Source organism: Calothrix sp. PCC 7507 (genome assembly GCF_000316575.1).
Classification (GTDB): Bacteria; Cyanobacteriota; Cyanobacteriia; order Cyanobacteriales; family Nostocaceae; genus Fortiea.
Genome location: NC_019682.1, coordinates 152,480 through 165,601, shown reverse-complemented (window position 1 = coordinate 165,601; position 13,122 = coordinate 152,480). Strand labels below are relative to the sequence as shown.

8 protein-coding genes and 1 CRISPR repeat array are annotated in these 13,122 nt (G+C 41.1%); of the genes, 6 read left to right on the top strand and 2 right to left on the bottom strand.

Annotated elements, in window-relative coordinates; genetic code table 11:
* Positions 1–575: 575 nt before the first annotated feature.
* A CRISPR array of direct repeats spans positions 576–1,776; the repeat unit is 36 nt; unit sequence GTCGCTTCTATTCTTTAGAAGCGGAATTAATGGAAA.
* Positions 1,777–3,011: 1,235 nt separating this feature from the next.
* From CAL7507_RS00820 to CAL7507_RS00815, 3 genes are all read left to right on the top strand, one after another.
* Positions 3,012–4,085: an ATP-binding protein gene (locus CAL7507_RS00820; protein WP_052331532.1), complete on the top strand. Its 1,074-nt coding sequence runs from the start codon at positions 3,012–3,014 to the stop codon at positions 4,083–4,085.
* Positions 4,060–4,599, top strand: a complete 540-nt coding sequence (locus CAL7507_RS32900; protein ID WP_052331531.1) for a WYL domain-containing protein — start codon at positions 4,060–4,062, stop codon at positions 4,597–4,599. Before CAL7507_RS00820 ends, CAL7507_RS32900 begins: the two co-directional genes overlap by 26 nt.
* A 156-nt stretch (positions 4,600–4,755) precedes the next feature.
* Entirely contained in the window at positions 4,756–5,733 is a 978-nt protein-coding gene (locus tag CAL7507_RS00815) for a hypothetical protein (protein WP_015126509.1), read from the top strand.
* 194 nt (positions 5,734–5,927) lie between these two features.
* On the opposite strand, the gene CAL7507_RS00810 is transcribed toward CAL7507_RS00815, so the two are convergent.
* Together CAL7507_RS00810 and CAL7507_RS00805 are read right to left on the bottom strand one after the other, a co-directional pair.
* Positions 5,928–6,554: a Uma2 family endonuclease gene (locus CAL7507_RS00810; protein WP_015126508.1), complete on the bottom strand. Its 627-nt coding sequence runs from the start codon at positions 6,552–6,554 to the stop codon at positions 5,928–5,930.
* A gap of 75 nt (positions 6,555–6,629) precedes the next feature.
* Positions 6,630–8,222, bottom strand: a complete 1,593-nt coding sequence (locus CAL7507_RS00805; protein ID WP_015126507.1) for a helix-turn-helix domain-containing protein — start codon at positions 8,220–8,222, stop codon at positions 6,630–6,632.
* Between the two features lie 1,342 nt (positions 8,223–9,564).
* Between CAL7507_RS00805 and fdxB the strand changes: the two genes are divergently transcribed.
* The 3 genes from fdxB (at position 9,565) to ctaD (ending at position 13,118) form a co-directional block, all read left to right on the top strand.
* Positions 9,565–9,858 carry a ferredoxin III, nif-specific gene (gene fdxB, locus CAL7507_RS00800; RefSeq protein WP_015126505.1) on the top strand — a complete coding sequence of 98 codons (294 nt, stop codon included), beginning with the start codon at positions 9,565–9,567 and terminating at the stop codon, positions 9,856–9,858.
* 561 nt (positions 9,859–10,419) lie between these two features.
* A complete protein-coding gene (locus CAL7507_RS00795) occupies positions 10,420–11,427 on the top strand; it encodes a cytochrome c oxidase subunit II (RefSeq protein ID WP_015126504.1) in 1,008 nt (335 codons plus the stop codon).
* Between the two features lie 20 nt (positions 11,428–11,447).
* Positions 11,448–13,118 (top strand): cytochrome c oxidase subunit I, encoded by a 1,671-nt coding sequence (gene ctaD, locus CAL7507_RS00790; protein WP_015126503.1) that lies wholly within the window; start codon positions 11,448–11,450, stop codon positions 13,116–13,118.
* Positions 13,119–13,122: the final 4 nt, after the last annotated feature.

Genomic DNA, 13,122 nt, shown 5'->3' with positions numbered 1-13,122 from the left:
GAGAATTCCCTTCATCAGTCATGTTTAAGTTACAGTCGGAATCGGATATTTTATTCAGTAGTTATACTTTGTAACAATTTGGACTTGAGCAAGTAGTCAACTTAACTTATCTATGTGTTATTTGGTTTGCCTATGTGATTTTCCTATCTTCTCTGAAAAATCCGAAATGTAAACAGCTATTCATGCGAATGACGAATTTTGCTGAAAATGTGAGCTACTGATTAAAACCGCGATCGCTTTCTCAGCTTTTGATCTGGGTTTACAATTTCAGGTAGGTTAGATAGCTGTGTGAGCGATCAAGATATTAGCTGATGATGTTTCACTGGCGTCAACCCGTGGGTGTTTGGCAATTTGATGCAATTTTTGCGCCTCAAAACCTTATGCTATCTGGCTTTGAGTATGATTACTGCAAAAAAAGGGTTGACGAAATTCTTAGAAGCTTTGCCTGTTATGCTTTTGAGGCGATTTGCACAAATCATCTCTTGACTACCCAAAGGCTGAAATGGTACTTTCTTTCTAGGTTGACGGAAAGTAGCCTGGAAACTCTTGCAATATCAAGGTTTCAGATGGCAGCTGTCGCTTCTATTCTTTAGAAGCGGAATTAATGGAAAAATTAATCTCTGGGATTTGCCCATAGCAACAACCTAGTCGCTTCTATTCTTTAGAAGCGGAATTAATGGAAAACCTTTTATCTTTGTTTTTGTTAGCTTAGTGCGGTGAGTCGCTTCTATTCTTTAGAAGCGGAATTAATGGAAAATAGGAAATATTATTTGCGGATAAGAGCATGTGACGAGGTCGCTTCTATTCTTTAGAAGCGGAATTAATGGAAAATTGCTGGGATTTGACTGTGGTTGACAAGCCAGTCAGGTCGCTTCTATTCTTTAGAAGCGGAATTAATGGAAACGCAAGGGTTTGGCTTCGTTGGCGGCTTCTTTGCGTCGCTTCTATTCTTTAGAAGCGGAATTAATGGAAACTAAATAGCTTTAACCAATCCACTTTAATATCTCGTCGCTTCTATTCTTTAGAAGCGGAATTAATGGAAACTCTTCCACATAGATTATAGATTCATCGTTAATAGTCGCTTCTATTCTTTAGAAGCGGAATTAATGGAAACTCATAACGATCAGACTTAATAAAGGTATCCTCCTGTAAGTCGCTTCTATTCTTTAGAAGCGGAATTAATGGAAACTACCCTTGGTTTCCACCTGCTTCCATAGATCCAGGAAGTCGCTTCTATTCTTTAGAAGCGGAATTAATGGAAACTCGCCGTGACTGTATCCATTTCTGGATACAGGATTGAGTCGCTTCTATTCTTTAGAAGCGGAATTAATGGAAACCATGCAGTTCGTACTCACCGTAATTTTTCCAGCTGTCGCTTCTATTCTTTAGAAGCGGAATTAATGGAAACAAAGCATTTGGGAAAGCTTCCATGAAATCTTTATAGAGTCGCTTCTATTCTTTAGAAGCGGAATTAATGGAAACCCCAGCGCACCTGATTAATCAAGGCTTCAATCGCCCCCTCGGTCGCTTCTATTCTTTAGAAGCGGAATTAATGGAAACTAATGGGACTGCTCTTTCAGCATCAACAAAACTAGGTCGCTTCTATTCTTTAGAAGCGGAATTAATGGAAACGATTTTGCTTGATACGATAACTACCAAGTTCTTTAGGTCGCTTCTATTCTTTAGAAGCGGAATTAATGGAAACATTATTTTATAACCACGGTCTTCATCGTACTCGTGTCGCTTCTATTCTTTAGAAGCGGAATTAATGGAAACCTGGGGGTATATTGAAGTTTTCACCTTCTAAGTATTGTTGTAACTCGGATTGGGCGAAATCTTGATTTTCTCTGTTTTTTTCTACTTGTGTCATCATTGTATTTGTCTCCCATAGTGGGGGTTTAGAGAAAGGCGATCGCAGATTTTTGGCAGAGGGCGATCGCCTTTTTTTACTTATAGTAATGTATGAAATTATACTTGCAAAGCCCTAAAATGAAAAATAAACAGCATTTATTTGTAGGTTGTTTTGCAAGATAAAACCCTAACTTTGGCATCGAATTTATTAGGTATATCGTCAATAATTTCACCAAATAAAGCAAAAGTAAAAAGTTAAAAGGCAAAAGAAAGAAAAAGAAAAAGAAAATGGTTTGAAGCCCCTGTCTTGAAAAGTTTCCTACGGCGGGAAACCCGCCTACATAACTTTTCGCTAAATTTATTTATGGAACAAAATAAAAACATTTATTTCGAGATGCGTAGCACGAAAAATAATATGTCCTTATTAAATCCCCTAAATTTATTTATAGGGATTATCTTTTTACTTTTTACTTCTTACTTTTTACTTCTTACTTTTTACTTTTTACTTCTTACTTTTTACTTTTTACTTGAACTTTATGTTTTGACTAAATTTAATTAGCAAAAGCAAATATTGCTTTTTCAAACTCCGGTTTGCTTTCTCAAAATGCTTGATTGCTTTCTCATTTCAGTAGATTCAGCAAGCAAAAGCAAATATTGCTTTCTCAAACTGCGGTTTGCTTTCTCATTTCAGTAGATTCAGCAAGCAAAAGCAAATATTGCTTTCTCAAAATGCTTGATTGCTTTCTCATTTCAGTAGATTCAGCAAGTAAAAGCAGATATTGCTTTCTCAAACTGCGGTTTGCTTTCTCATTTCAGTAGATTCAGTAAGTAAAAGCAAATATTGCTTTCTCAAACTGCGGTTTGCTTTCTCATTTCAGTAGATTCAGCAAGCAAAAGCAAATATTGCTTTCTCAAAATGCTTGATTGCTTTCTCATTTCAGTAGATTCAGCAAGTAAAAGCAGATATTGCTTTCTCAAACTGCGGTTTGCTTTCTCATTTCAGTAGATTCAGTAAGTAAAAGCAGATATTGCTTTCTTGTTTGAGTAGCTTACGCCAGAAATATCATCAAAATTATTTCGTCATTCGCTTGACAACACTAGACAGCAAATAAATAACAGCTAAAAGTTAAAGTAGAAAAACTTCTAATTTTGAACTGCTGATGATTTGTCACTTTCTGATTGGTGTCCCTGGTGGCGGGAAATCTACCTTCGCCGCTGAGTTAGCAAAACTGGGGAATTATCGCATTGTCTCCACTGATGCAATTCGCCAACAACTTTATGGTGACGCAACTATTCAAGGTGAGTGGTTAGAGATTGAGGAGAAAGTGATCTCTGAGATGATTGATGCGATTACTCAAGGTTATGCCATCATCTATGATGCTACTAATGCCAAACGGATTTGGCGGATAGATTTACTCATCAAGCTAAAATCTATCACTCCTTCTACCCGGTGGATGGGGTGGTATTTGCAAACTCCAATTGCAACTTGCAAGTTATGGAACCAAAGGCGGGTTCGCCAAGTTCCAGAGTTGATAATTGAGAATATGCACAAATCTCTGCAAGATTTCCCGCCAATCGCCGCAGAAGGATTTGCCGCAGTCAAAGAAATTGATGTCACCTCGCCAAATTTCGATATTCAACAAATCTCTAACCAAATCCAACAGCTTCCCCGTAGCGTGATCAACCGTGCTAACCGCAATCACCACATTACTTTACACACCTACAGCAGACTCCTGGATTTTGAACGCTTAATGTATTTAATTTCCCTGATTATTCGCTATCCGGGAATGGGAAATCTACAAGCAACCGAACCCAGTCTACTAGAAAGCATTTTTGGTACAGTTCCTCAGTTTGCTAGTTCCTTGGCAGAAGTTACTGCCTGTATGGGTAAATTATATGGCAACATTTATGCTGATGCTGTGGCGATCGCATCTGATTTACACTGGCTACAACAAAATTCTCTCATTGGGCATGGGGCATCCCTACCCTGCGGGTTCTGCTTCGCAGTACGGCTACGCTCAGGGCAAGTGGGCATGAAGCAGGGGATATTGGAGATTCCTGATTTATCTCCCTTCTCCCCTCACCCCTATTCTGACTTTCACACTTTCCAAAGGTTGGTACAAACAATTCGCCTAATTCTGCATCACCCATTTTTGCAAGATTCAGGAAAGGGAAGTCTGAAAACGCTGGTATCTGCACTCAAGGAAAATGGCATTAGGGTTATTTCGGTTTGAACGCTTGGATAGATTGTTTATTGGTAAACCCCAAACCAAAGTCCAATCCCGACAGGAACAAGAAAAGTCATTACAAAAATTGCAGAAACTGTCTGCGGCTGGTGCGGGAATTTTTTTAGGATATAGTGCTAATGACCAGCGTCAGTTTCTCAGCCAGGATAAACAAGAATGTTCTCAGGTTCGGATGACTGTAGAATTGTGGTTTACTGACAATATATTTCGATTTATTACTGAGGGCACAAAAAGATTTCCCCCACAGCAAATGAAGATGTCACCACCTGTAGAAGGCGGAAGGTTAACGCTACCTAAAACAATTTTCTGTCTCAAGAAAACAGGAGATAAAGTCTTTCCTAATCGTTTTCGCGTAGTATTGCCTAAATGGTCTTTGGATGATGTGGAATTACTAAGGTGGATTATTGGTTTTGGTGGCAATGTGAAGGTAGTACAGTCGCAGGAATTAGTGGACAAGATTAGGGGAATGGGTGAGGCGATCGTTAAGGTGTATGGTGCGTAAATTTGAGGAAATTGTGATAAGTAAGTCGGCACAATAAAATCAAACTATGTGAAGAAAAGTAAGCAAGTCTAAAACCCTCTTCCCCCTGTCTCCTCTCTCCCATTCTCAACCCTAAAATCGTCTAAACTCAAAGTGTCCGCTATCTGCCAACATCCCATGTCTCGCTGGTTCAACACCGCTGGTCCTTGTCAACCCGACAAACACTATATGCTACCTGGTACCAGTCGTTTACCCGACTTGGAGGTACTGATCGCCCAAGAGAGTTATTTTGTCGTTCACGCACCACGACAAACAGGTAAAACCACCGCCATGTTAGCACTAGCGCAACAGCTTACCGCCAGTGGACGTTATACAGCAGTTATGGTATCCGCAGAAGTGGGCAGCGCATTTAATCATGACCCAGGTGCGGCAGAATTAGCAATTTTAGGAACTTGGCGTGATACAATCTCCATCCGCTTATCTAGCGATATCGAACCAATGTTAGCTGGACTTGCATTAGGGGATACTCCAGCCGATGATCGCCAATATTTAATTGATTTAGGATTATTGCGACGTGATCCTGCAGGGGGACTGGTTATTTCTAACCCGATTTACCGCGAAGTCATTCCCCGCGTCTTAGTCCAAGGAACTCAGGATAGTTTACCTCACATTAGCCCCAGTTGGTTAGCCCAGTCAGGAGAATTAAATACAGATGCGTTGTTAGCAGCGTTTATCAAATTTTGGCGACAACATGGAGAACCTTTACTAGGTAGTGCTGTTTACCATGAAATTGCGCCTCATTTAGTATTAATGGCTTTCTTGCATCGTGTTTCGACTCCGCTCAACACGAGTGTTGTTAATGGTGGTGGTACTCTGGAGCGAGAATATGCGATTGGGAGCGACAGAATGGATTTATGTTTGCGATATAGAAGTGTGACTTTAGCTATTGAGTTAAAAGTATGGCGTGAGAAAAAGCGCGACCCCCAAACTGAAGGAATCGAGCAATTAGAATCTTATTTAGCACGTTTGGGGTTGGATTTTGGTTGGTTATTGATATTTGATAGACGGAAAAATGCATTACCAATTGAAGAGAGGTTGTCAACGCAGGTTGTTGTGACGGAAAATCAACGTGCTATTACTGTGATCCGTGCGTGACTATTTTGCTCAAGATAACGCTTTGCGCGTAGGCGTAGACCATCGTAGACATCGCATTTAGTTTGAAATTTGTAACGACCAATATAATCGGCGGCAAGTAACCTCGGCATCCCAATCGAAATCTCTCGCCCGTCCGCTTCATCGACTTGTTATGCTGCGATCGCTTGTTAATATGCATCGATCTCACGGTGGTTTTACCTGCCAGCCCTCAACACCTGTTCAGCATTTAGCTTTAAATCTGGAAAGGTTAGAGAAACGATGGTCTGATCCCCCTGAAACTGCTGAATTTCATACTCCCCATTTACTAGCGTACAGATAGAGAGGGTGGGCTGTTTGGGCTTCCCAATGTGTCGAGTACCACCTAGTCCTGCGTAATCTGCAATCCAATATTCGGGAATGCCTAAAACGGCATAGTCTTCGATCTTACGGGCATAATCATTTTGCCAGTTGCTACTCACAACTTCCGCCACAAATTTAAGTGAACTGCCTAGCGTCAGGATCGACTGGTCAGACCAAAGCGGTTCTTTGATCAGTTCATCTCGATCGATAACTGCAACATCCGGTCGAAATGCTGTCATAGCAGTGTTAGAAGGACGCAATAATCCCCGTTGAAGGACAAACCAAGACAAGCCTATCTTATCGATCTGGACACATATCTTGACGGTAATGAAGGCTGCAACCTCTTCATGCGGACCTGTTGGTTCCAAATCGAACACCTCTCCATCAATCAGTTCATAGCGGTTATCGCCACCATAACGGGCAAGAAACTCATCGCAGCTGAGTGGCTTCTGTTGTATTGGTTGGTCGATCGCAATGGTCATAGGTCAACTTAGCCCAATCAATGCCTTTAGTTTACCAAATCGAAAAATGTGCGATCGCATTGCAGACCGATGCAATTAAACGATATTTAGTACTTTCCTTAACAGCGCTTGGTCTTCTAACTTAGCTTTCAATCGACCATTTTCTATGTCACGAATCCAGCTTTGGCTTTTACCTGTCAACTTGGCTAACTCTCTCTGGGAAAGATTGAGATTTTTACGTGCTTGCAAAATCTGTTCACCTAGCAATTCAGTTGTGATTTTAGTGGTTCTTCTGGCTTTATTCAGGGTACGGCGCTGCTTTTTTTCTACTTCCGAACTATGTTGTTCCCATTCTGGGGGGAGTTCAAAGGACAGAATCCGCGCATTCATCAGCAGATTCCATTTACCACGAGGGCCTGTGTCTGTGAGGCGGGTTTCAGAGCCACCGTCGTTAGTCCAAAATTCTAATGCTGCTTCGGGATCTTCGGGAATATCAATTAATTTTGCCCACAATGGTTGGATTTCTGTTGGGTAGGTAATGGGGTCGAATTTTGGCTTGATTCCGTAATGGTTGAGGACTTCTAAATCACTTTCAAAGGTTCGCAGTAGGCGTTTGCGTTCTTCTCTTTGTCGGGAGGCTAGAGCAACTTTTTCTTCACCGTAAGCCACACGCAGCAAGGTAGGAATGGTGATGCGTTGTTCTTTGCCCATTTTGGTTTTAAACAATAACCATAGCATTAATCTAGCTGCTCCTTCGTGTTGCTGCCAAATGCTCATGACTGTGGTTAGCAAGGTTTTGGGGAGACTACCATATTGATAAAATGCGGTGCGTTCTTTACATGCTTGTTTGTTTAAGAAATGCTGCGCCCATATCCCGGCTTTGATTTTGAAGGTTAGTCCCACTAAATATTTACACCCTAAATCATCTTCTTGAAAGTGGTGTTCAATGTCTAGTAAGTGCCACAAGCGGCTTCCTGTAACTGAGAATCCCCTCACTCGTCCTTGTGGTGGCCAGTCAATGGAGACTATCAGGGAGCAAGCTTGTTGAACGATATTCTTCATTGAAGCTAGTTTGGCATTTTTGCTGAGGTCTTTACGTTTTTCTAGCCCTAAATATTTCTCTAGTTGTCGTTCGTCAATGGTAAATTCTTGCTCCCAAGCTTGTTCTAAGGTAGTGGCGTAAGCTGCAAAAATCAGATGGATGCAAGCGGCTTTGATGTCTAGCGCCTCAATGGTTGCTAAGTCTGTGGTGCGAGTGCTGACATTGAGTGGATCTTGGAGATGAAATGCGATCGCACCCCGCCCTTGATTAACTTGTCGGCGATATGACAGATATCCAGCTTCATCGATTTCCCAATTTAAGGATGTGCGTTGCGCTAATACATTGCAAGCTTCCCATATAGCGATCGCTGAAGCAAATGGATGATTCTTCCCGTTGGAAAATAAATCTGGGCTGGTAGCATCTCTGGGTTCAACTTTGCATCTCCCCTTTTTCGCCTGCCAAGGTATGGGAGACTGGGTTGGACAAGCGATTACACATTGCGGTTCGGGATAATAACCTTCGCAATTGTTACAAAGTGAAGGATCAATCCAGTATTCATTGTTTTCTATTTTGATTGCACCTGTAGGACATTGGGGACGGCAATTGTCACATCCAACGCAACTGTTGTTAGGAATTGTATATGGCATATGGATTCTTCCTACTCTAATCGTTGAGATGTTTGGCTCAAGTCTCCCCTGGATGTGTCCTCTTTTTTCATGACATTGATGACTCACCACAAAATTATTTTGCGACAAGGAAAAACTTTTCTTGCCTCAATAAATACCCACATCCATATTCCAACTTGATATCTATTTATTTGTACTGAGCGGAGTCGAAGTATCAGTTACTTGTACTGACTTGTGCCGAGCGCAGTCGTAAAGCCTGCGGCATAGCTCCGCTTATGGCATAGCCGACGCACCAGAAGTATCAGTTTTATTTCTTGGGTAAATATCTTTATTAAGAGCATGTGACACCACAACACATACTTTCATCACGACTATTTACTGTTAACTGATTTAAGGCTTGAAACTTGAGCCTCATAATTAGTTCTTTATTAACTATACATTTCATACTAATTTTGCTGAGTTTGTTCATAATGAGCTTAGAAATATTTCTTAATATATTTCTTAATAAGTAATCTAAAAACAGTCTATCTTTGACTTAAGAACCTTAGCCAAAGTGTTTTCGCCGAACATTTAAGCATTTCATTTGGCAGATTTATAACGATTATTAAGCATTTTAATATTTTACATTGATTAATATTCTGCCATAAGAGTTACATTTTTTTCAAAGCCTCACACTCTGTTCTGAATTGCAGTAATGTGCAAATATAACATTTGGTTTTATTGGATTTGTACAATAGTTAACTGATAAATTAAGTGGTTAATCTTTCTCTGCTTAATACATAAGAAAAGATATGAGACTTACTAATTAATATATAAGCTGTATAGGTAAATACTATTTTTCGTATATTCTTGTCAAAGATAAAAACATCATAAAAAGCCCTATTCTTACTGGTATAAATATTATTGTAAATATAAGAGATCTCTACTTAATTTTGAAATGCATGTAGGGTGGGCATCGCCCACCAGATAAAGGTTTTGGTGGGCATTGCCCACCCTACTTATACGTAAACCTTTTTCAATAAAAAAATCTGAGTTCTCTATTCAAAATATTATGTATTAATTGATTTTATTTACCAGCAATGGTTTGATTCTACGTTGAGAATAAAACAATTGGCAAGAGCATATAACTTATCTATAAGTCTTGCTGAATAAGCATTAAGCTAGATACACCACATAAAAATTATTGGTAATAAATTTCATTTAAAAGTTATTGCTAAAAAAGCGTAAGGCTTGCTAATAAGTCATAAGATTTTGATTATGTAAAAATTGATTGTTTAACAGTAAAAATAAGGAATTAATATTGAGCTAGGATGATCAGCAAAGCGCAAACAAATTTGTAGGCAGAATTGCCGAGGGTTTATTCATGGCACAACTAACAGGATTGACATTTGGGGGTAAAACCTGGACACCAAAATTTGCTCAGGCAATTGACAAAGATAAATGTATCGGCTGTGGCAGATGCATTAAAGCATGTGGATACAATGTACTAGGATTGATGGCACTCAATGAAGAAGGGGAAATTGTTGAGGATGAAGATGACGAAGAAATTGAACGGAAAGTAATGAAAGTGGCCAATCCAGAAAACTGTATTGGTTGCGAAGCTTGTTCGCGGATTTGTCCTAAGAATTGCTACACCCATGTTGCATTAGAAAGCTAAGTATGAAGTATGAAGTCTGAAGGATGAAGTATGAAGTCTGAAGGATGAAGTATGAAGTATGAAATTACCCCAACCATTAGTGGTGAGGTATGCATTTAGTGATTACTTCATTCTTGATCGCGGATACTTAATACTTCTTGCGTCAGAGATATGGTTTAGAGAAAGCACTCAGCAAGGTAATCTGAGGGGAAGCCAAAAGTTCACAGTAAACAAAATCGTAAATCGCTAATGTCGGTTATAAACAAATTCATACTTGCTGCTAATCTAGCCTAATTAATATTAGGGCTAAAAGTGCCCTTCGAGAGCCACTAGCTTTTCTAAAATTCTCATGCTCTGATAACATGGGAGTTGCGATATAGTTTTAATTTTTGGGGGAAAGATGTAAAAAGATATGGAAATTTCCCCCACTTTTTATAGGTTTAAGTTAGAAAATTAGTGAGAGAAAACAAAAACGCTGCCCTGTGAGAGACAGTAAACAGTCAACAGTGAACAGTTAACAGACTCTGATAACTGATAACTGATAACTGATAACTGATATCGGCGTTTTACAGAGTAGTATGTATGCAACAAATTCCTGTTTCACTATGGACCCTGATTGCTGGCATATTAGTCTCAGCAGTCAGCATTTTGATTGGTCAAAACCACAATCTACTACCCGTACAGGCGTCGCTACAAGCGCCTTTGGTAGACGGATTTTTCAACGTCATGTTTACCATCGCCATCGCTCTGTTTTTGGTGGTAGAAGGCACAATTCTGATTTTCTTAATTAAGTTTCGCCACCGTCCTGGGGATGATGGCGATGGCGTAGCAATAGAAGGCAATATTCCCCTAGAAATTTTTTGGACAGCAATCCCCGCACTGATTGTGATTGCTTTGGGAATCTACAGTGTAGATGTTTACAACCAAATGGGAGGGTTTGAGCCGACGGGTCATCCTCATGGTGGGGCGCATGTGGCACATATAAATGGAAGTGCAATGGCTGCTACTTTAGATGATACCACTGCCCCTACAATCACTCCAGCAATTGGCATTGGCGCATCTCCTGACACCCAAGGTAAAAAAGCCGATGTGGTTGTGAATGTCCAAGGGATGCAATATGCTTGGGTGTTTAACTACCCCGATAGCGGTATTACTACTGGGGAATTGCATGTTCCTGTCGGTGCTGATGTGCAACTCAACTTGTCAGCGGTAGATGTGATTCACTCGTTTTGGGTACCGCAATTTCGGTTAAAGCAAGATGCGCTTCCTGGTATTCCGACTGAATTGCGCTTTGTCGCCACCAAACCAGGTACTTATCCGGTAGTGTGTACTGAACTTTGCGGTGCTTACCACGGCGCAATGCGATCGCAGGTAATTGTCCACACGCCAGCAGAGTATGATAGCTGGCTGAGTGAAAACCAAGTTGCTCAAAAGTCAGACTTGCATCAAGCCATTGCAGTTAACCCAGCCAACTTATCCACATCAGAGTTTCTCGCGCCCCATGTTCATAATTTGGGGGTGAGTGCAGCAACTCTACAGTCAGTTAACAGTAAACAGTTAACAGTTAACAGTGAACAAGCTGATAACTGATAACTGACAAAGGAAAAAATATGACAAAGGTAGAATTTCCTCGAAATACGCCACCAGAGAAGCTGGCGACTAGCCACATCTCCCATCCAAAGGCGTGGAAATGGCAGGACTATTTCACGTTTAATGTTGATCACAAGGTAATTGGGATTCAATACCTAGTGACAGCATTTGTATTTTATTTGATTGGTGGATTGATGGCGATCGCTATTCGTGTAGAATTAGCGACACCAGATGCAGATTTACTCGACCCCAGTCTCTACAACGCTTTCATGACCAATCATGGAACGATCATGATCTTTTTATGGATCGTTCCCAGTGCGATTGGGGGATTTGGCAACTATCTAGTACCGCTGATGCTTGGTGCTAGGGATATGGCTTTTCCCAAATTAAATGCGATCGCCTTTTGGTTAAACCCACCCGCAGGTTTATTACTGCTGGGTAGTTTTATCTTTGGCGGTGCCCAATCTGGTTGGACAGCTTACCCACCTTTAAGTTTGGTGACAGCACATACTGCTCAAACCATGTGGGTTTTGGCGATCGTTTTGGTGGGGACTTCCTCAATTTTGGGTTCGGTGAACTTTGTCATCACCATCCTGAAAATGAAAGTTCCTAGCATGAAATGGGATCAAGTTCCCTTGTTTTGTTGGGCAATCTTAGCAACCTCAATTCTGGCACTCCTCTCTACACCAGTGTTAGCGGCGGGTTTAGTGTTGCTGTTGTTTGACTTGAACTTTGGCACATCCTTTTTCAAACCAGATGCAGGCGGTAATGTTGTTATCTATCAACACTTGTTCTGGTTCTATTCTCACCCAGCAGTTTATTTAATGATTCTGCCCATCTTCGGCATTATGTCGGAGGTGATTCCCGTTCATGCCCGTAAACCAATTTTCGGTTATAAAGCGATCGCTTATTCTAGCGTCGCCATCTGCGTTGTTGGGTTATTCGTCTGGGTACACCACATGTTCACCAGTGGTACACCCGGCTGGATGCGGATTTTCTTCACCATCTCTACCCTGATTGTGGCTGTTCCCACCGGCGTGAAGATTTTCGCCTGGGTTGCTACCCTTTGGGGTGGGAAGATTCGCTTCACCACCGCGATGCTATTCGCCATTGGTTTATTGTGCATGTTCGTCATGGGCGGCTTAAGTGGCGTGACAATGGGAACAGCGCCCTTTGATATTCACGTCCACGACACATATTATGTAGTCGCACACTTCCACTTTGTGCTGTTTGGCGGTTCCGTGTTTGGCATCTACGCCGGGATTTACCACTGGTTCCCTAAAATGACAGGACGGAAGTTGAATGAAAACTGGGGTCGAATTCACTTCGCTTTGACATTTGTCGGCACTAACTTGACTTTCTTACCCATGCATGAGTTGGGTTTGCAAGGAATGCCCCGACGTGTGGCGATGTATGATCCGCAATTTATCGACCTCAATGTGATTTCTACCTATGGTGCATTTGTTTTGGGAATATCAGTAATTCCCTTCACCATCAACATCATTCAAAGTTGGATTAAAGGCGACTTGGCTGGTGATAATCCTTGGCAAGCTTTGACTTTGGAATGGACAACCAGTTCACCACCCTCAATTGAAAACTGGGAAGTATTGCCTGTTGTGACTCATGGCCCTTATGACTACGGTCATGATGCCAAAGTGCAGCCGGCCGCAACAACAGAGGCTAGTGCTTAATTTC